This window comes from Marinobacter sp. (assembly GCF_048259445.1).
GTDB lineage: Bacteria > Pseudomonadota > Gammaproteobacteria > Pseudomonadales > Oleiphilaceae > Marinobacter.
In genome coordinates this window covers 95,536-115,495 of the sequence record NZ_JBLXHQ010000005.1, presented here as the reverse complement: position 1 = coordinate 115,495, position 19,960 = coordinate 95,536, and the positions used below count along the sequence as shown (strand labels likewise).

Genomic DNA, 19,960 nt, shown 5'->3' with positions numbered 1-19,960 from the left:
GTCAATATTGAGAGCTTAAAGAGTCTTCTCGACTTTGGGCATGTTGTATGTGCCGTTCGTCAGCGGGGCGTAAGGCCCATAGAATCGCGCTGTGAACCTGAATCCTTTGGCCGGAGCCGGGAGCCAGTTTTTTGCCTGAGCCGGATCCGTGGGTTTCTCGTTCTGCACGTAGATCACCAGCTTACCGTCTTTCGCCACGAGGTCGCCGGCCTCCAGCATGAAGCTGTTCACGGTGTAGCGGTTGATCTCGTTGGCAACGAAATAGCCGTTGGCGTCGTAAATCGGGATCGACCAGAACTCGGTCACCGGTGGCAGATCATTCATGTCGAAGGTCAGCGTGTATTTGTTGTCGCCGGTCAGTGGCTTGCCACTCGCGTCGGTGAACAGGAAGGCTCCGCCGTGGGAAATGTTCTTGTCTGGTGCCGCCCAGGCCGCATCGGCGATGACGGCCCTGTCCATCCATCTGGTTTCAAAACCACCATCATTGCGCACGATGCCCCAGCCGTTCATGTTGATGAGGTTTGTTTTCAACGTTTTGCGCACACTCTCAAAACCCGCTTTGAATCCAGTCTCAAGCGCTGTTTTCTGCTCTGCCGACAGTTTTGACCAATCGAATGTCATCCCCTTACCAATACCGATTGTCTTGAGCTGGGCAAGCATCTCGGTTTCGAGGAGCGAATCTTCAATCACCGGCACGGTCGGATCATTCAGGATAACGTTGAGCAGGGTGTAGTACTGTTCTGCGGTCTGCTTGTCTACTTGACCCACTGCATACTCCGGCAATCCGGCAGGGACGGCAAAATCGCCTGGCACAATGGCTCGGTCTGCCTGGGCCACGCCTTTGTGACCATTCGACAGCCAGTCCGCCAGAGGCGTCATGGTTATTTGGTCCTGGTAAGCATTAATGGTCTTTATTTCGGCATCCGACCCCGTCTCAACGGCCATACGGACGACGCCGTAGGCAGTTTTCGCAGGCCATTGAACGATGTCTGTTGTCGGGAAGTCAGCCGGCACCGTTCCCGAAAAGTCCGGTGGAAGCAGAATGTAGCTGCGGGCCTTGGTGCCATTAAAGGGCGACCCAACGATCATCCGGAAGATTCCATACTGGTCCATGATCTGAACGCTGAAATAGCGGTCGGTGATTTCCGGGACCTCAATAACGACCGGCCCGTCACGCAAATCCAGGAAGCCGGACCCGTAGAGTGTTGTTGCGTTCGGTGTCACAACGGGGAAATCCGGGGTGATCTGCTTCCGAACCCAGAAGAACCGGTTCAGCCCCGAGTAGATATCATTGCTTGCTGCATCGTTCTGGGTATAGATCCATCGCTGGCCGTAAAAAATTGCCTGTTGGAGGCCATAGGTATAAGCCTTCTCGGCGATCGTTTCCGGTTTATTCTCGGTCTTCGAGGCAGCCTGAGCACCGGCTGCGAAACCGATGAAGGCAATCATCACCAACAATTTTGAGGTAAGTTCTCTTACCGACTTCACAGTCGCTCTGCATTTCATAGCTTTTTATCCTTTATTTTCCAGGCGAAAAGGGAGCTTCATATTTCATAGCATTACCCGTTCGCTCCTATGGCGCTATCAATTATGCGCAAGACGAAGCCGGGTTCAGGCAGTCGTCTCGAAAGCGACGTTTGGCTGAATGCTTGTTGATGGATTTCTAGCGGTGAAGTGATGTTTGGCCTATGATTCTTGGTGCCTATCAAAAAATCGCAGGGAGCGTCTCATGAGTGAAGTGTGTGGTCTTTCGGGGATTCAATATCAACCGCGAGTTCGATATCACGATCTGGACGAGATTAATGATGCCGTTAGCGGTGCCAACCTGGAGTTCGTCCAACTAAAACCCGGAAATCTCGATATTGCGCTTGAGCAGATTTCACTGGGTGACCTTTCAATCGATCTCGGTACCATCAACCTGCCTATTCGTGTGATGGGTGAGCTCGATCCGAGTCGATTCAGCATTGGAGCTTTCACCAAAGGTGCTCAGGCAAACTGGAGTGGCAATCCCGTTGACGATTCGAAATTACTGTTCTGCCAGCCTGGTCAGGAAATCAGCGGTTACGCTTCGACAATCTATGGATGGGTCTCTCTGGTCGTGCTCCCCGAGTGGATCGAGTCAATCGAACGAACCACTTCGCGCACGAACCTGACACAGATCGTCCCCTGTACATCCATCAGGCCCGATCCGGAAAGGTTAAAAGACCTGTGGCAAGCCATCGAAAACATTGTACAGCCCGCTGAAATTCCGCTGGATACTCTGGCAGCCGATTGGTTGGTTACCGATCTCCGCAATGCGCTGGGCGCCGCCCTGAGCTCTATCGACATTGCTCCAGCGAAAGTCATGTCTCAGGCCAGGGGGCATTTCATTATCGCGAAGCGTGCCGAATGTTATATGCGGGAGAGGATCACAGAACCAGTCAGTATCGACGAATTGTGTGTCGCCATGCACGCCAGCCGCCGATACCTGGAATATGCCTTCGCAGAGGCCTTCGGAACAAGCCCTTCACGCTACTTTCGCCTGATGCGGCTGCACCAGGTGCGCAAGAACCTCAAGGCGTCAGGAGGCCGAACAACTGTCACCAATGAGGCCTTCGGGCTCGGCTTCAACCACATGAGTTTGTTTACCACCCAATACAAGAATGCATTCGGTGAATGCCCAAGCGACACGCTTGTGCGAGCGACCACATAGTTACAGTAAGCCTGCTTGCCAGTTCCTTCTCGCCAATCGATACCCGTGCGGATTCGCGATAGCGAAGCTATTACTCACCGCACTAGAATCAACTCTTACGCAACCTGGCATCCAGGAGTGGTCTCATTAATAAGTCCATGCAATGTAAGAGATCGAATAATCACAGGGGGCTCGAGGAAGCGCTCGCCTTCATTGCGCAACACATGAAAGAAAGAATTCAACTCGGCCACCTTTCTGAAGTGTCTGGTGTTAGCAAGCGAACGCTCGGTTATCTTTTTTTGCACACCTACGGTATTACACCCATGGCTTTCGTAAAACGGGAACGTTTGAGGAAAGCCCGTAGGCTGTTGCAGCATGCCGACCCCTCTACCACCACGGTTGCGAGCATCGCGCGTGAATGTGGCTTCGCCCACATGGGGCAATTTTCGCTCGACTACAAGCGCCTGCTTGGCGAATCACCATCTGCTACCTTGCACCAGCACCCACAAGCCGACCGGATACCGGAAAGGCAGTAATCAACTGATAGAAGTCCTTGTTGGTGTTTAAACACTGCGCAGATTGGTGCTCAATCTGCGCAGGCGAAATGCACGGGGCGCATTACCCGATCCGTTTCACTCCGCTCTGACCAGCATTGGCGGGACCCACGAACCATCCAGTGCAGATTCCTTCGGCCAGTAGAGCCGCATGATGACCCAGAATGGACCTTTGGGAGCCGGCAACCAGTTCGCTTCTTTGTCTTTACCGGGATTCTCGTTCTGGAAGTAGAGGGTGATGCCACCGTCGGCGTCCTGGACGAATTGCGGCATCATCGTTGAATTCAAGAGATAACGGTCGATCGGATTGGCGACGAGTAGGCTTGCTGGCAATTCGTACATGGTTGTTGACCAGAACGCATTCACCGGGGGAAGATCGCCCGCCGGGAAATGCAGGGTGTAACGGTTCGAACCGTTCAATTTTTCCCCTTTGGAATCAACCGCAAGAACCGGATACATCGCTTCCTGCTTCGAGTTGCCGTAGATGCCAAGAGCAGCACCGGCCATGCGGTAGAGATAGTTGTTCTTCAGAAATTCGCGGGTTCCGAAAAAATCTCCGGATGTCGCTTCGCCGGTGTCGACTTTTTCCTTTCGGAACTGGCCAAATTCGGCCCAAGCGTCTGCCATGCCGTTCTCGATTGCGGTTTTCATCCCGGGCGACAGGGACGCCACATCGAATGTCTGTCCGGGGCCGACGCCAATCTTGGAAAATCGTTCCATCAATTCGACTTCGGATGGAACAGTCGGCGCATAACCCAGAGCAAAGTTGAGAATTTTGAAGAACTCCAGCGACGTTTTCTGTGCCTCAGGCGTCAGAGGCTTGAGAAAATCAATAGCCGGTAACGCAGCTGGGGCCGGTTGCCCCAGAAATGATGACAGCGTCTCGACCTTGTAGCCCGCCTGTATCTTCTTCACGTTGTCGATATCGCCCGGATTGAACAACTGCGTCCGATAGACCGCTACACCCAGTTCTGTTTCGGAGTGGAAGACCTTGTCCACTCCTTCGGGCTTCTCGCCTTTCCAGTTCGGGCCGGCCACGACAAACACACCGCCATCGTTCCCTGTTGCTCCGCTGCTGATGTAGTCGAAGTTTTGGGTATAGGCGTCGGTCAACTGGACGCTGAAATAGCGTTCCTTTTCCATCGCCGGCACGGTCAGCACGATCGGCTCGGCACGCAGATCCATACCAATCCAGGAATAGGGTGTGTCGGAGTTCGGCGTCTGCACGGCCGTATCGTCCGGAGTAAAGACACGCGCGATGTTGGCAATCTGGTTCCAGGGTGCCTTGAAGTTCGGGTCGCTCTTGTCGGTGTAGTAAGCGTACGAGACGCGGTAGTTGTCGACGATCGGGAAACCGTAGACGTATGCGTCCTTGGCGATGGCGCGGGCTTCGGCTGGCGTTACAGCGGGTTCAGCAGCGCTAGCAGCCCCGGCCGGCAGCATGGCTAGCGCAAACACGCTTGCGATGGTGAGTTTGAAGGTGGTGTGAAGGGATGTTTTCACAGCAATTGCTCCTGATTGATCTCTATTTTGTTGCGTGTGCGAGCCGGCGACTTGTCTAAAACCTCTTGATTAGCATCACCTGTGCGTCTCTATGGCGCTATCAGTTATGCGCAAGACACAGTGGGCACAGGGCAGTGGTGGTAGAAAGGATATGTGCTGGAAATAGCGCCATGCGTTTTCTTGATAGCGAGCGGGCGCATTGAGGGGAATACTGAAGAAAGAAAATCAGGGGAGGGGATAACATGCGAGCCACGTGGCTTTTTATGTTGCTAATGATCACGAGCACTGCGATCGCACAGGAAGACCCGACATTCAGTATAAGCATCGGCGCCTTTTTTACGGATCGTGAAAGCCGGACGAGAGTCGACGGGGACTCTGGCCGGGGAACGGACATAGATTTGGAGGACGACCTTGGGCTCAAGAGGTCGGATACGGTTTTCCGTGTGGACGGTTACTGGCGATTCGCAGAAAAACATCGTTTCGACTTTAGCGCATTCGACCTGTCCCGCTCATCCTCGAAACAGATTGAAAGGGAAATAGTCTGGGAGGACACAACATACCCTATCAGCAGCACGGTAAAAACCGATCTCGACCTGACGATCTATAAGGCTGCATACACCTGGATGTTTCTGAAGCGCGATCGCAGCTTTCTCGGCGTGACTCTTGGCGTTTACGTAGCAGACCTGGGTGCGAAGTTATCCACATCGGGTGGCGGTAGTGTGGAATCGAATGACCTTACCGCACCCTTACCCGTTATTGGCCTGCGCGGAGAATACCGGTTTGCTAAGCGCTGGGCACTTCGAGGCAGCGGCGAAATTTTTGCTGTTGATTATGGAGACTACGAGGGATCTCTTTACGACGTCTTCGCCGGACTCGATTTCAGTGTGACGAAAAACATCGCGATTGGCGTTGGCGTCAATGCTGTAGAACTCGACGTTAGTGTCTCAAAAAACAGATTCGATGGTGACATGAGTTGGCAGTACGAAGGTGCGTTGGCCTATCTTAAATTCGATTTCTAGAGGCCGAAGAAAACCAAATGAAACCTAACCATATTTTTTGTTTATCTGTCATCAGTATCGCGATGTCAGTCGTGATCGGCTGCGCAAGCATATCCAAGGACGTGAGTCCCGACGAGGTAAAAGCGCAGCAGGCGGAAATACATGCCGAATTCCAGAATCTGATTGCCAGTGAAATTGATGATCCGGCGAGGGCTAAAGAATTCGCGGCTTTATCAGCAGAACGGGACCAGTTGATCAGTCAACACGCAACTTCGGTGCACCAATACTCTGAAAAACTCAAGGCTATGACTCTGGATTATGCAACCGAACGCGAGGAGTTGGACAACCTCATTCAAGACTACAACGGGGAGCGCCGTGCCGCTCAAACCGAGTTCCTGGCACTGATGACTAAGATGAAGTCAACGGTTACCGCAAAAGAGTGGGAAACACTGGCAAAGTTTGAGCTGAAGAAGCTTAACCCACGAACCATGAGCCTCACAGCAGGAGACCAATGAGATGCTCGTAGCATTACTCGTTGCTTTTTTTCTTGGTGGTCCTAACGCATCCGGTGCCATCCTGACCCACGACATGCTCAAGAGTTTCGAGAGCTTTGCTCAGCAGGTAATAACAAATCCGGATCGAGCTGAAGCAGTACTTCATGAGGTGAAAGCACTTCAAAGTGAATTGAAGCAGTTTGACAAGGTGTTCGCCAAATCCGGCAAGGTTTTGAGCAAATTATACGAAGATCATGACTCAGGGGCTGCCAGCATGCAGGCGCAACTTGATTTGATGAACGCCGACTGGGAGGCCGCTCAATCCCTTGCGCTCGATCACCGATTCGCCATTCGTGATCAAATGACAAATGAAGAATGGGCTGCAGTGGTCGCAAAAATAGAGGAATAGATTGTATTTACAAAACTCTAAACTTTAAGGGAGAGCAATAATGAACATTTCAGGAGCAAATTGGGGTGCAGTTTTGCTGTGTCTGATGCTCACAGGTCCTGTTCTTGCGAATGAACCGGCAGTTGGTGCTGATTCCGGGCTTGAAATGCCGGCCGTGGCGATGGGTGAGAGCGTTATGGTGACAGCCATTGTTGTGGCAGTTGATTGGGGCAACCGTGTCTTGGTACTGCGCACTGAAGATGACGAGCTCGTTCGCCTGAAGGTGGGTGAGGAGGCCCGCAATCTGCCGCAGGTTCGGGCAGGTGACAGGGTCGTTGTGGCCTACAGCATTGGCGTTGCGCTTGCGCTCAGCCCGGCTGATGCTGATATCGACATGCGCGCGCGGGTTGATGCCGTGACTCTGGATCGTGCCAAACTTGGCGAAATGCCGGGCGGAACGCTGCGTTCGACGATCCATGCCCGGGGTGTAGTACGCGCTATCGATTCAGAACTACGAACAGTTACGTTTGAGGGCGCGGAGCACACGGTCACATTGGCGGTGGAGGAAGATATCGATCTGTCCAATATTCGTGTTGGTGATCAGGTGGATGCCCTGTATGAGGAATCGCTTGCAATTAGCGTAGAGCATACGTCGTCGTCCGCCCGCGATTGACCAAATAAAGTACAGGCGTGTTTTTTTAACAGCATATTCTCCGGTTAACTTCCTTATTTGCGACCCTGTTATCTGTGGCTTTATCGAGAAGACAGGTTGTCCTGGAGGGTAGGGCACTTACGCCCCTCCGTCGATCATTTAATACCCCAAGGGACAGTTCCATGCGCTGGCTGTCCGTGGTGTTATCAACTCATCAGCCGGCTGGAGATCAACCCATGCACATTAAGAAACTATTCGCCATTCCGCTGGTTCTGCTGGGCTGCAGCGCGAATCAGGCAGCCTTTTCGGCCGAGAGTGATAGTTGGCAATTCGAAGCCACGCCTTATGTGTTCGCAGCCGCTATGGACGGAAAGGTTGGTGTGCGGGGCGTCACCAGTGATGTGGATGCCTCTTTCAGTGACATCCTGGATGACCTCAATTCAGGTTTTATGGGGTTTTTTACAGCCAGAAAAGGACCTTGGACCTTTGGTCTGGAAGGGGTTTACATGAAGTTGTCTGATGAGGGCTCTAAAAGTGTAAGCGGGCCTTTCGGTCAGGTGACTACCGATGGCGCGTTAAACCTGACAAGCAAGCTGTATGTCTACCAGGGATCATTTGCTTACCGGGTTCTGGACAACACCACGGCTATCGATATGGTCGGTGCGCTGCGAATTACAAAACTCGATACTGACGCCAGAGTTGCGCTTTCGACGACTCCAGGCATTGTTTTCCCCGGTGGTGCCAAAAGCGCCAGCGATTCGGATAGCTGGACTGATGCGGTGGTCGGTGTGCGTGCACTGCACCCGCTTAACGAGCAGTGGTCCTTGCTGGGCTATGCGGATGTCGGAGGTGGCGGCTCTGATCTGACTTATCAATTTATGGTTGGTGCAAACTGGGATTTTACCCGTGATTTCAGTGCCAAGGCGGGGTATCGCCAGCTTTATTGGGATTACAAAGACGACGGAACGACCTGGGACATGACAGCAAGTGGGCCCTATCTGGGCCTGGGGATCAGGTTCTAACATAACGACATAAGGGGCTGTGAAATGAACAGGTTAAGTACATCATGCTTGCTCTCAGTACTGTTACTCGGTGCCACGCACCAGGCGCTGGCACAGGAGTTATTCATCTATCCCGATAAAGGGCAGTCGTCTGACCAACAGGCAAAGGACAAGCTTGACTGTTCTAACTGGGCCAAAACAAATACTGGTTACGATCCGGCTAATCCGGCGACTGGCAGCGTGGCTCTTTCTGAGCCCGAGCAGCAAGCGGGTGGGGCAGTGCATGGCGCGGCTGGTGGTGCCGCTTTCGGTGCCATCGCGGGCGATAGCTCGGAAGCAGCGAGGCGCGGTGCCGTGGCAGGCGCCGTTGTTGGTGGGCTCAGGCAGCGCCGTGCCAATCGGGAGGCAGAGGCGGAACATCAACAGGAGGAGCAGCAGCTGGTAGCTCAATCCACTGCCAAGAAGGACGACTTTAATCGTGCCTATGCTGCCTGTCTTGAAGGTCGTGGCTACACTGTTAAGTGAATAGAAGAAAAAACCTTTGCACACCTTCGTTGAGTCGGAGATACCCTTGCGGGCGGAGATTAAAAGCATGCGCTCTGAATTAAAAAAGAATGTTCTCGTACGGCAAGCTTGCTCGCTGGCTGTTTTGGCGATACCGCTCGGCATAAGTTGCTCTGCTGCCTATGCGCAAGGGTCTGCCGACGAGCTGGCCAAGCAACTTGCAAATCCCATTGCCAGCCTGACCAGCGTACCCATGCAGCTCAATTATGACGACGGCATCGGCACCCAGGATGACGGCTACAAATACACCCTCAATGTTCAGCCAGTGATACCCGTTTCGATCGGTGAAGACTGGAATATGATCTCGCGCACGATCGTCCCGCTCGTTTATCAGGATGAGATCTTTCCCGGTGCTGGCGACCAGTCTGGCCTTGGCGATGTAACGCAGAGCCTGTTTTTCTCGCCAAAGGCTTTGACGGCAAGCGGCTGGACATGGGGCGCCGGACCGGCTTTTCTTATTCCCACCGCAACCGATGACCTGCTTGGGACAGAAAAATGGGGTGCTGGTCCCACTATCGTTGCACTCAAACAAACGACCGCCGGTTGGACATACGGAGCACTGGCTAATCACCTCTGGTCCTTTGCCGGGGAGAGCGACCGTGAGGACGTTAACGCCACCTATTTGCAGCCGTTCCTTGCAAAGGGTCTTGGCAGCGGCCGCACTGTAAATGTCGCCCTCGAGTCTACCTATAACTGGGAGGCCGAGCAGTGGACCGTTCCGCTGAATGTTGCCTACAGCAAAGTGACCAAACTTGGTGAGCAATTGGTAAGCTTTCAGGGCGGCGCCCGCTATTACCTTGATGCCCCGGACAATGGTCCCGAATGGGGACTGCGTTTCACGTTTACGCTCCTGTTTCCTAAGAAGTAATGAAAGCTTAGGCCCGGCCACTCTTAAATCAAAGGAAGCGGTCAATGATCGCGGGATTAGTAGCGACATCTCAAATGCCAGTTCTCTTTCTGGGAATGGCAGTGTTGATATATATTGCATGCGAAGTCGGTTTTCTGCTCGGCCGGTACCATCGACGCACGTTGCGTGACAAGGAGGCTCCAAGCTCAATTGGTTCTATGGTGGCCGGGCTGCTCAGCATGCTGGCTTTTATCCTCGCGTTAACGTTTTCCATAGCAATAGAGCAGTATCAAGCCCGTAAACAGAACGTTGTTTCCGAAGCGGCTGCGATTCACAGCGCTTACCTGCTTGCGGATCTGGTTGCCGCGCCGCACAACGTTGAAATCAAACGCCTGCTTCGTAATTACGTTGAGGTACGAGTTCAGGTTGTACACGATCGCGACCTGGAGAGCGCGATTTCAAAGTCTATTGAAATTTACCAATCGCTTTGGGAGCAGGCCGTCGAGATTGCACCGCTCACTCGGGACGGTATTATGGGCACAGTGGCGCAGTCCATAATCGATGTGATCAACCTCGGGGAACGACGAAAGATCACTGCGGTAAACAGTCAGATTCCTGGCAGCGTTTGGGCAGGGTTGCTGATCATTACGCTTCTCTCTATTGCCATATTGGGGTTGCAGCTAGGCTTCTACGGCAAGCGAAGGATTGTTGCAGTTATGCCATTAACGATTGCATTCGCGGTGCTTATCACACTGGTGGTTGATCTTGATCGGCCGCAAAGCGGATTCATCACTGTAAATCAGGATGCGATGGTGGATTTGCAAGCGATTATGGATCGCCAATGATCTATTGAAATGAGAAAAACCAGGGAATTACATGGGACATGACAGCAAACGGCTCCTAGTTCACGCAACACTCGACGATCTTGCAAAGTGTGCAGATTATTCACTGATGGATTCCCTCCAATGCGACCCTGATGCGAGAGCAGACGGGCTCGACCACGATCCGCGCCAGGTCTTCACGGGCCACTATGTGCCCGTTAGTCCCACGCCAATCGAAAACCCTGAGTACGTCGCGCACAGCAAAGACCTGTTTCGCGAACTGGGCTTTGCCGACAACCTGGCGCAGTCGACTGACTTTATCCGTGTGTTCTCCGGCGATCTTGCGAGCGTTCCAGAGCCAATGCGCAAGGTCGGTTGGGCGTGTGGTTACGCACTTTCCATTTACGGTACCGAATATACTCAGCAGTGCCCATTCCAGACCGGCAACGGATACGGCGACGGGCGAGCAATTTCGGTGTTTGAGGCTGCCATTAACGATCGACGCTGGGAAATGCAGCTAAAAGGCAGCGGTCGAACGCCATACTGCCGGGGCGGCGATGGGCGGGCTGTTCTTCGGTCGAGTGCCCGGGAGTTTCTGGCACAGGAGCACATGCACGCGCTCGGGGTGCCAACGTCGCGGTCTTTGAGTCTGTACGTTTCGAAAACGGAGAAGGTCAGGCGGCCATGGTATTCGGAGGGCTCACATTCGAGAGATCCGGACATACTTGTCGCGGAACCAGTCGCGATCTCGACGCGGGTCGCACCGTCTTTCCTTCGGGTCGGTCAACTTGAACTCTTTGCTCGCCGAGCCCGAAAGAATGAACACCCAAAAGCGATGGAGGAGCTCGAGAAGATTGTGCTGCACCTGATCGATCGTGAGTACGGAAAAGTGATCGACCAGGCGCTGACAACTGCCGAAAAAGTGGTGTTGCTTGCGCGGGAGTTTCGCAGCCGGCTCACATCGCTTGTGGCGAACTGGATTCGTGTCGGCTACTGCCAGGGCAACTTCAACAGCGACAACTGTGCGGCCGGGGGCTTCACACTCGATTACGGTCCGTTCGGATTTTGTGAAGTGTTTGATCCGCATTACCAGCCATGGACGGGTGGGGGACACCACTACTCGTTTCTGAACCAGCCTGTAGCAGCCGAACGCAATTTCCACATGTTTTGCTCGGCGTTGCAGCCATTGCTGAAGGAACATCAGGACTGTCTGCGAAAACTCGATGAGATTCGACGCGAGTTTCCAAAGGTGATGCAAGCGCAACTGGAAAGCATGTGGGCTGCAAAACTTGGGCTAGATGCTTTTAACCCCGCGCTGTTCAGCGAGCTCGCAACGCTCATGGTGCAAACACCTGTGGATTACACCATTTTCTTTCGCGAGCTCTCAACGGTACCTGACGATATTGGCCCGCTTAAAAAGAGCTTCTACAAGAACTCAAAGGATGGATCGGATCCGTTGGGGTTGGACAAGCGGTGGTCTGAGTGGCTTACAAAATGGAAATCGGCCACTCAACCTCAGTCTCGTGAGGCGCTGTCTCGCCAGATGAATCTCGTGAATCCAAAATACAGTTTGCGGGAGTGGTTGGTTGTGCCTGCTTATCAGCAAGCAGCTGCGGGGGATTACGCGTTAATTCGAGAGCTGCAGGAGGTTATGACGCAGCCATACGCTGAGCAATCGAATGACGTGGAAGAGAAATATTACAGGCTGAAGCCGTTGGAGTTTTTTGAGGTTGGTGGAGCGTCGCATTATAGTTGCTCGTCGTGTAGATTTCAAAGATACGTGAGACTCGCTATTACGAGAAAACAGGGGCTTATCGGAAAGGTTTCAAACTAGGTATTTCGGACATTCAAATTGAACAAGAGATTTTTACCCAATAATTCAAAATAAGATGAGATTTTGTGTTTAGGTGTATGCTCTATGTTTCTGAGTTTATTTAATTTTTAGTATTTTATAACATCAACCTTGTCATGTGTAAAGCAGGTGCCGGAAAGCTAATGGCTGTAGTCCCGATATCGCCGGTTCCACAGAAAGAGTCGAAGAGAAGTCAGAATTCTGGAGGGAGGCGACACGTCCGTGTGTCACTGTTGCTTGTTACTTCTTCGGTTTCTTTGGCTTGCCTGTTGATTCAGACACCGTTGTACGTGGATGTTTGCGGGCATACTCTTCAGTGACGTATAACCCAGTTACTGCACTACGGTGCTTCTTTGATTTGGACAAGGAGGTCTCCTTTCTGTTGTCCCTGGGTACAGGCTGGCGGCCTTTGTTCAGTGCTGACCGCCAGTTATTCGCTTCAACGATTAGCGTCGGGGTCTACTGCGAAGGTGCGCGCATACGTGTTGCAGTACGCCTCGCACCGTCCGGAAGTAAGACCTGACGTACACATCAGGACGAACTACCATTTGGATAGCCCTCAAGTAGGGGCCAAAGGGACAAGGTAGGAGTTTGACTACAGTTCAAACCTCCGGCGATTGCCACAACCTATTGGCTGCGCTCTGCCAAGTTTTGTACTATCATCCACTCACATCGAGCCTCATTTGGCTTGGTGAATTTAAGCGAAGGTACTTTTTGACGGAAGACGCCTTCGCAGCCCTTGGAAACCCCGTAGGCTTATGCTTTCGGGGTTTTTCTTTATGTGTGGTTAGTCTATCAGGATATAGTGACTTGTGAATTTAAGCGGAACTATTGATAAGTGGTTTCTGGCAAAGAAAATCAATGGGAAATCAGTTGTATATCGTATTTGTTTTTAAAATTACTGACTTGCATGAAAAATGCACAGACACTATATGTTGTGGTTTTGGGTTTTCGGGTCATGCTTACTCATAATTATCTCGTAATGTAATTTTGTTGTTTGTTTTCAGCTTCCTGTTTGTTCATGCAGGCCACGGTCTACGTGGGCAGGCTGGAGGGGTCATAAGGTGACCTTAGAGTGTCTTTACCGGTGTGGACAGCTATCTTGTAAACAAACCACGCGTGGAGACAGCCCAATGAGATGCGGGTATGCAGAGTAAGCACCACAGGCCAGAGCCTGGAGGCCCAGTTAGCGCAGTTGGGGTAAGCCGGTTGTGACAGGATCAAGTCAGAGAAGGCGTCCGGTAAGACATCTGCACGGGCGGAGCTACAAAGGCCCTTTGCAGCATGTACTAGGACCGGGGGATACCTTGGTTGTCTGTAAGCTCTACCGGCTGGCACGATCCACCTCAGACTTGCTCAAGATCGCTGAGGAACTGGATAAGCTGGGAGCTAGCTTTGAGGTGCTGAATACCAATTTGGATACCGTTTTGTATCACAGTGAGCTTGTTGAATATCAGGCAAGCCGTTGGCATTAAGGGGTGTTCAAAGAATATTTGGTGTCCCCCGACAGGACTCGAACCTACTATCGCGCCCTTAGGTGGGGGCGGAAGCCCAGAATTTCTAACCGTTATAACCTGGAAAATTCGGAGTGATAGAGGCTATATCAGGTTGCTGTACCCTAAAGACCTGGTCGATGGCCGACAGTCAAGAAACTGAACAACAAAGATCAGGCGCTGGACACGCAGCGCCGATCAGACTGACCTGACAGTTGTTTACAGCAAACGGGTAAAGCTCATGCTTTATCGAACGCTTTCGCAAAGGGCTTCTGATGTTGATGGAAGCGCACATGGCCCGCAGAGTTGAGTTTGCGCCTACCTTCTGAAAAGGCGGGAGTGATATAGCCCCAATCGGAGGTGCGCGAGAAGTAGATAACATAGTCGATGTTGGCCTCTCGCCACTTATTCTCAACGAACACGCTATCATCACCACTTTCCAGTGACTTCACTTGTATGCGGTAGTAGTGGTTGTCGTCTGCCACAACAAGATCGGTTTTCCGGTCATGGTCTGTAACTGGCATAAACACTTCCCAGCCATCAGCCGTAAACCAGCTAGCGGCTAGGTTTTCGTATGAAATTTGCTTGTAGTGTCGGTAAGCGGGAGCAGTACGCTGTGCGTTTTTGATGGGCATGGTGGCACCTATAAATTGATGCCGTATGTCGGGCTATGGCTCCCCGAATACGAACCGGACCACCCTGAAGGTTGATCCCCAATTTACAATCACCATGCAGCTATCACTGACATCTAGCGACAAAGGCTGCCAGCCTCGAAGAACCCCGGACGGGATATCTTTCGTGAATGCCACTATCAGACCCTAAAGGCCGTGATCAAGTTGAGTTTGGAATCTATCAGCGATAGGCAGTAGCGTCAATCCATGTGTCGCACAGAATATTTGTGATCAAGGCGATCATTGCATTGCTACAACTGGCCTTGAGTGTCCGTCCAACAAATTGACTTTCGCCAAGCGCGCTTCAACCCAAGACTACGATGCGACTTTTGCTCTGCCAATTGGACTAGTAGGTTAATTTTTAAGCTATACTCGGGGATATGGCAGAGTTGGTGATGGCAATGAAAGAAAGAAATTTGGTTCGGGAAATCCCAAACGATAATCGTAATGTGGCTTCTAAAAAAACTCCACTTAGAGGTAAGTTTCGGGTTGCCCCTGAAAGACTCAAAGCGATTGGGAAGGAGGGCTTCCGGAAAATGGAGAAACTTGACCCAGCCGATATTGGCAACTTCTCTGAGTGATCGTGAACTGTATGAAAGTAGAGAAGCGCCATACAACCCGTATTACCTTGCCGTCGGGTGGCAGCTCCTTTCTGGTTGGGGTAATGGTGTGGTCGCACTAGGATCTTCTTTTGAACATTGGTTAAAGGCAGTGGTACTGTAGCTCATAGCAAGTAAGGTTCCACGAGTCAGCGTATAAAACGAATCACGGGGAGAGCAAGAGATGGTTGGACCGAAGGTTATTTAGTATCAGAAGCTTACGCTTTCCCCGCCGGAGCGACTGCCGCTTTGGTGCCGGTGTGCATAGGGAGTTTTGGTCGCCTAAGAGATCGTAATAACCTACCTCTGCGCTAGTTCTGGCCCGCTCAATCGCCCTGGCAGCCAAATATTCGCATCTTTTGCGCTCTTCTCTAAGTAACCAATGTTTTCAGGTATTCCCAGGGATGACTGGTGGCTCCAGTGCGTACAGCTTTCGCACGTAGCAAAAAAATGATCGCCCGGTGATTTGATCTCGCCCTCCGCTTTCCCAGTCAATGCACTCGAGTTCTCCGGCTGCGACAAGGGACATCAGTTTACTTTTGCCACAGTGCAAAGCCGCCATCGCTAGATAGCATTCGACGTTTTGAGTGCAGTGCACCTCAAGTTCTTCACTTAACCACCCTAAGAAATGTGTCTCGTCGACTACAATCTTTGGAAGGTTATTGTCCCAGAACAAGTAGCCGCAAAGCTCACGGCCCCAGACCTTTGCAAGCAAGCGCCCAAAGCCTGTCAGGTGCCGGTCTAGCCTCAAATCACTCATTTCCACAATAGTCGTAGGTTGGTGTTCGAGCTTTTCATCTTGGATCGTCGGCAAGGTTGCCAGATCCCGGATGTCAAAAACCTTCTGTCTGATGACTTGAGTGTCATTGAGGGCCGTCATGCATTGAGCCTCAATGCTCCATCGCAACTCCCTCATGGAAATACCCAGCGCAGAAGATAGGGAAGAGGCGGTAATGTGGTTTTCCAGCGCCGCGTCTGAGCCGTTTCCGTTGATAGCCTTTCTTTTAGCGGTGACAAATTCCATCCGCCCGCTCTCAGCGTGCATTTCAAGTGCAGTTTCTGGGCAAACGGGGAGCCTTTTGTTGGCGCTTTTCATCGGGGGGATCAAAGACAGCCTTTGTGACAGGTCGTTAGCGATGCCAGGCAAGGCCTTTCGTTTGGACCTCTCCTTCATTAACGTCTTTTGGTACTTCTTAGCTGCGAGAAAGGTATACGCTGAGGCGGTGAGCTGCCAGAGGTTCGGGGTCAGCGGTACTCCGTTGATTGGGTCTAGCGCTGAATCAAATGGGCGAGCCATCAGAACCATCGATGAAGAAATCTCACGGAGAAGTTCGGCATCTCCCAGGTGGCCATCAACTGCCTCAGACCATAGCGTCATTTCCAGGTTTGAAATGGGTTGTTTCTTTTGAGCAGCCTCACTCCATGTGATTTTGCAGGAAGGGCAGCGTTCCAGCAGCTCTGGCTTCCACGACAATTCGTTGCCACAACTCGGGCAACAATCGACGAGAGGCGTACCATGCTCCTGACAGTGGGCTAGGTGTCCAAGGCCCCATCGCCAATCCATAAACCCGTTTTTAGATGTACAGCACGTGCAAATGCGCGGCATGCCTGTTTTCAAATTCTTGATCATTCGAAGCGGATCGACAGATTGTGCCAGCACAAGTTCATATTGGAAATGGTCAATAATCTGCTTACTGTCCCGCCCCAACCTAAGCGCCAAGCCCTCACAAATCCTATTGCAATGTCCGGCACCCCATTTATCCGGCCTAGCTTTTGCACTCAAGCGGGAGTCACATAGCCCAACGACTTCTTGCAACGACGCGAGTCCATTGCGTCTTCCAAGACGAACTAAATAACCGGCAAGACTTTCCATGCCTTCAGGGAAGGGCCTGACACCGAATCGCATTATTGCTCCTCTAATCTTTTGAAAACGGCGACGTCCTGAGACAGGAAAGGGTTGAATGTTGAGGTGAGATCATTGTCAAGAAAAATACGCGAGTAGCCTTTCGCATAATGATGCTTTGTAAGAGGCACTCCAATGTCGTTGAGATCCAATGTGCTCGAAATAAGCCCAATGATGGCCCGAGGTAGGCCAAGTGTTGCCAGGTAGATTCGAGGAAGCATGAACTTTGATGCTAGAGAAATACTCCGAATGCCTTCTTCCTTGAGCTTTTTGTCGTAAACCTCCAGATACTTTTTGAACTCCTGAATAGAGGCCTGATCCTTAATGGAAAAAGGATTGAGTTGAAACCGGTTCATTGCAAAGCGCTGGCGAAGCTCATCATGCTTTACAAAAGCTTCTAATCCTTCTGGTAGACCTGCGAGCAAACACGTGAATCTGCAATCATCCATAAGATTTTTGATTAGGTTCAGAACATCTCTCGTTGAGATACGGGCTTGCTCACTCAAGAGGTGCTGGAACTCATCAATAATGAGCATTTCCACACCTTGTTCTGTAACCATTGTTTTAATGCACTCGTAGAGATCGGTGCTGTCACCGGATACCTTAACGTGATCCGCCGCCAGGAGAATCTGCTTATGCAGTCCCTTATAGGTAGGGCGACCTGTAAGCTTGACCTTCAAAATCGGAAGCTTCGTAAGCTCATCGGTTTCGAGGTCGGGGCGGCTTGCCAAATAAGCGTCGATATAGGTCTGGACGGCCGTTGACTTACCTGTGCCTGTTAATCCCGTCAGGATCATTCCAGCTTCTTTCGAGCCGTGCATAGAGTGCGCGTAGCGGATCGCTCTCATAGCCTTTTTAAACTCCGGATGCAGGATCGCCGCATCCTGAATTCGTTTTGTGACCTCTTTCTGCCCAACGTCGTCAATTGACTCATAAAGATTAGCCAATTCGGCCGTATTCATTGACTTAGACACAATCGAAGCCCTCTTCGTCAGAATCATCATTAAACAGGCGGTCAAAAGCAGTACCGAAGCTTTCACTCGCAGCGATATCCGTCGGTTGTTCCGGTCTCAGATTGCCTAGCTCACGCATGCCTTCAGTGATCTCGGAGAGATTTGCCGTGGCTTGTTTCCTTTTGCTCGAGGCGGCAATCTGTTTTTTGTTTTGCTTATGTGCCTTCGCTAGTTCTTGATCGTTGGCCAGGCTCGATCGTCTAACCTGTCGTTTTGGTTTATTTTCCAGACGAATAGCGTTCCATTCCGCCGAAGTCATGCCTGGCAGAATCCGGGGATCTTTCGCAAAGACCTGAAAACGCTCCTCAGTAATGGGGTCTCTAACAGTCGCTGTATGAATATCATTAGGCGTGTATTCACAGGTCACGCGTGGCTCTTCTCCAAGCTGTTTGAGCTGATTATGAATGGACTTCAACCTTTTGCCGTGATCGTTGTATTCAACGTTTTCGACGACGATGCCAAGGTGTCCATCCGGACCCATGATTTTCGGTGTTTTGGTTTCGCCATGGGTCATGCTTAGCTGTGAGAACAGGCCTGCTGGCACGGCGGGTGGGAAAAGCTTTGCGTTTTCTGTCCATACCTGAGATGGCGTTCTACCCAGGAGGCCGTCATGTGGCTCCTGATGATAATCGTCCACGATCCACTTCGTGATTTTGCGTTTCAGCGTATCGAGAGTAATGACAGCCTGTTGGCCGATCGTTGCATCCAATGGCTGGTCTTTCGGGTTTTTCGGAGTGTAGCCTGGGATATCTGTTAGGCATTGGAGTCTAATCGTTTTATTGAAACTCTCAATGAACGGTTTCTTTTCGCCGCTATATGTCTGGACCATCGTCGAAGCGATACCAGCATGAAGCAGAAACGATTGCGTTTTTAGAGCTGCATAACCAGGGCCACCATCACTTACAATCTGCTCAGGAACACCATACATTGGCCAGGGGTTTTTGATTGAAGGGTCCACTTCTTCTGAATGCTTTGGCATTAACGAGTGCTTGTACGAGTCAATGACGGATGCCGCCAATTCACCTCCTCCGATCTGAAGCTGAAAGCCGAGGATCGCCCTCGAAAAGCAATCAATCACCAGAAAGAGAATTACGTTTCCAAGATATCGTTTCTGTTCATCAGTAACGGCAACTCCAGTTCTCAAAGCATCGACTTCCACCCGCTCAAGAATGCGGTTCAAAACGATCTTTTTAGAGGCGTTGCGGCTCAGTGACTTTGCTGCAAGCTTCCCGACCCTTTTTTCAGCAACCTCTGACGGATCAAGTTTCTTGATCCAGTTGCAAAAAGTGCCATAGTTCGGGATCTCAGATGTTTCCGATCGCTTAAGTTCTTGCTCTAGTCTCTCAACGAAAACCGCATAGGCTTTCGTTCTTGGTGGCCGACGTAAATTAAGGAAGTGCTCCTTGACGACCGCAATAAAAAGGTCCTTCACATCTTCTCCAAATTTCGAGCCACCAACGCGATTATTGGATGGCAATGTCGCAAGCACGCCTTGGCTATGAGAATTGGCTGTCGCCACCCATCGTGCGAGCGTAGATGGGTCAGGCGGGTTGCTGTCTCCGATCAACTGACTGACAAACTTGATCACGGCTGCTCGCTTTGCAACGCCGCCCGTTTTACCTTTTGGAACGACTTTCCAAAGCTGATCTAAATACGCGTTAACCTTTTGAAGATAGAGAAGCTGCCTGCTGCTCAGCTCCATGTCGATGAGATTGTTTTGAGACTTTGTTGTCAGAAAAAGCAACTCTTTGTGGAGTCGCCTCTCAGCTTCCTCAACCGAAATGCAGACAGGCGTCGCCGGATCTCGATCCATTACAATCGCAATCATGTTTTGGGCCAATGGAGTCAATGTTCCACTTAAGCCATGAAATGAGACTCGTGTGCCTGGCTGGTGAATCGATGGATTGATCAAAGGTTTGCTCCTGACAGTTAAATT

The 19,960-nt window shown here is 51.4% G+C and carries 19 protein-coding genes; 13 read left to right on the top strand and 6 right to left on the bottom strand.

Features of this window, described 5'->3' with window-relative positions; translation table 11 throughout:
* Window positions 1-15 precede the first annotated feature (15 nt).
* Window positions 16-1,506, bottom strand: a complete 1,491-nt coding sequence (locus ACN0RL_RS05730) for a DUF1254 domain-containing protein (protein WP_417514599.1) — start codon at window positions 1,504-1,506, stop codon at window positions 16-18.
* A gap of 223 nt (window positions 1,507-1,729) precedes the next feature.
* On the opposite strand from ACN0RL_RS05730, the gene ACN0RL_RS05725 reads away from it, so the two are divergent.
* Together ACN0RL_RS05725 and ACN0RL_RS05720 are read left to right on the top strand one after the other, a co-directional pair.
* Window positions 1,730-2,692, top strand: a complete 963-nt coding sequence (locus ACN0RL_RS05725) for a helix-turn-helix domain-containing protein (protein ID WP_417514597.1) — start codon at window positions 1,730-1,732, stop codon at window positions 2,690-2,692.
* Between the two features lie 203 nt (window positions 2,693-2,895).
* Window positions 2,896-3,207, top strand: a complete 312-nt coding sequence (locus ACN0RL_RS05720) for a helix-turn-helix domain-containing protein (protein ID WP_417514595.1) — start codon at window positions 2,896-2,898, stop codon at window positions 3,205-3,207.
* 96 nt (window positions 3,208-3,303) lie between these two features.
* Here ACN0RL_RS05720 and ACN0RL_RS05715 read toward each other — a convergent pair whose 3' ends face one another.
* The gene (locus ACN0RL_RS05715) at window positions 3,304-4,728 is read right to left on the bottom strand and encodes a DUF1254 domain-containing protein (protein WP_417514593.1); all 1,425 of its coding nucleotides are present in this window, start codon (window positions 4,726-4,728) and stop codon (window positions 3,304-3,306) included.
* Window positions 4,729-4,970: 242 nt separating this feature from the next.
* On the opposite strand from ACN0RL_RS05715, the gene ACN0RL_RS05710 reads away from it, so the two are divergent.
* The 10 genes from ACN0RL_RS05710 (at window position 4,971) to ACN0RL_RS05665 (ending at window position 13,820) form a co-directional block, all read left to right on the top strand.
* Window positions 4,971-5,747 (top strand): hypothetical protein, encoded by a 777-nt coding sequence (locus ACN0RL_RS05710; protein ID WP_417514591.1) that lies wholly within the window; start codon window positions 4,971-4,973, stop codon window positions 5,745-5,747.
* A 17-nt stretch (window positions 5,748-5,764) separates the two neighbouring features.
* Complete coding sequence (locus tag ACN0RL_RS05705) at window positions 5,765-6,241, top strand: hypothetical protein (protein ID WP_417514589.1); 477 nt, start codon at window positions 5,765-5,767, stop codon at window positions 6,239-6,241.
* A gap of 1 nt (window position 6,242) precedes the next feature.
* Complete coding sequence (locus ACN0RL_RS05700) at window positions 6,243-6,629, top strand: hypothetical protein (protein WP_417514587.1); 387 nt, start codon at window positions 6,243-6,245, stop codon at window positions 6,627-6,629.
* Window positions 6,630-6,669: 40 nt separating this feature from the next.
* On the top strand, window positions 6,670-7,281 hold the full coding sequence (locus ACN0RL_RS05695) for a hypothetical protein (RefSeq protein WP_417514585.1): 612 nt from the start codon (window positions 6,670-6,672) through the stop codon (window positions 7,279-7,281).
* A 215-nt stretch (window positions 7,282-7,496) separates the two neighbouring features.
* Window positions 7,497-8,282, top strand: a complete 786-nt coding sequence (locus ACN0RL_RS05690; RefSeq protein ID WP_417514583.1) for a hypothetical protein — start codon at window positions 7,497-7,499, stop codon at window positions 8,280-8,282.
* Window positions 8,283-8,306: 24 nt separating this feature from the next.
* Window positions 8,307-8,786 (top strand): glycine zipper family protein, encoded by a 480-nt coding sequence (locus ACN0RL_RS05685; RefSeq protein ID WP_417514581.1) that lies wholly within the window; start codon window positions 8,307-8,309, stop codon window positions 8,784-8,786.
* A 67-nt stretch (window positions 8,787-8,853) separates the two neighbouring features.
* Window positions 8,854-9,693 carry a transporter gene (locus ACN0RL_RS05680; protein ID WP_417514579.1) on the top strand — a complete coding sequence of 280 codons (840 nt, stop codon included), beginning with the start codon at window positions 8,854-8,856 and terminating at the stop codon, window positions 9,691-9,693.
* A gap of 44 nt (window positions 9,694-9,737) precedes the next feature.
* Window positions 9,738-10,517 carry a hypothetical protein gene (locus tag ACN0RL_RS05675; protein WP_417514577.1) on the top strand — a complete coding sequence of 260 codons (780 nt, stop codon included), beginning with the start codon at window positions 9,738-9,740 and terminating at the stop codon, window positions 10,515-10,517.
* Window positions 10,518-10,623: 106 nt separating this feature from the next.
* Window positions 10,624-12,327 (top strand): protein adenylyltransferase SelO, encoded by a 1,704-nt coding sequence (locus ACN0RL_RS05670; RefSeq protein WP_417514575.1) that lies wholly within the window; start codon window positions 10,624-10,626, stop codon window positions 12,325-12,327.
* A gap of 1,229 nt (window positions 12,328-13,556) precedes the next feature.
* Window positions 13,557-13,820 (top strand): recombinase family protein, encoded by a 264-nt coding sequence (locus tag ACN0RL_RS05665; protein ID WP_417514573.1) that lies wholly within the window; start codon window positions 13,557-13,559, stop codon window positions 13,818-13,820.
* Between the two features lie 257 nt (window positions 13,821-14,077).
* Here the strand turns inward: ACN0RL_RS05665 and ACN0RL_RS05660 are convergent, their stop codons facing one another.
* Window positions 14,078-14,473, bottom strand: a complete 396-nt coding sequence (locus ACN0RL_RS05660; RefSeq protein WP_417514571.1) for a group I intron-associated PD-(D/E)XK endonuclease — start codon at window positions 14,471-14,473, stop codon at window positions 14,078-14,080.
* 431 nt (window positions 14,474-14,904) lie between these two features.
* Between ACN0RL_RS05660 and ACN0RL_RS05655 the strand changes: the two genes are divergently transcribed.
* Window positions 14,905-15,090: a hypothetical protein gene (locus ACN0RL_RS05655; RefSeq protein WP_417514569.1), complete on the top strand. Its 186-nt coding sequence runs from the start codon at window positions 14,905-14,907 to the stop codon at window positions 15,088-15,090.
* Window positions 15,091-15,496: 406 nt separating this feature from the next.
* On the opposite strand, the gene ACN0RL_RS05650 is transcribed toward ACN0RL_RS05655, so the two are convergent.
* The 3 genes from ACN0RL_RS05650 to ACN0RL_RS05640 are packed head-to-tail and all read right to left on the bottom strand — an operon-like array spanning window position 15,497 to window position 19,936.
* Window positions 15,497-17,014, bottom strand: coding sequence for a TniQ family protein (locus tag ACN0RL_RS05650; protein WP_417514567.1), 1,518 nt, complete (start codon window positions 17,012-17,014; stop codon window positions 15,497-15,499).
* Window positions 17,014-17,985, bottom strand: coding sequence for a TniB family NTP-binding protein (locus tag ACN0RL_RS05645; protein ID WP_417514565.1), 972 nt, complete (start codon window positions 17,983-17,985; stop codon window positions 17,014-17,016). The genes ACN0RL_RS05650 and ACN0RL_RS05645 overlap by 1 nt, the downstream gene beginning before the upstream one ends.
* Window positions 17,978-19,936 (bottom strand): hypothetical protein, encoded by a 1,959-nt coding sequence (locus tag ACN0RL_RS05640; protein ID WP_417514563.1) that lies wholly within the window; start codon window positions 19,934-19,936, stop codon window positions 17,978-17,980. Before ACN0RL_RS05640 ends, ACN0RL_RS05645 begins: the two co-directional genes overlap by 8 nt.
* Window positions 19,937-19,960: the final 24 nt, after the last annotated feature.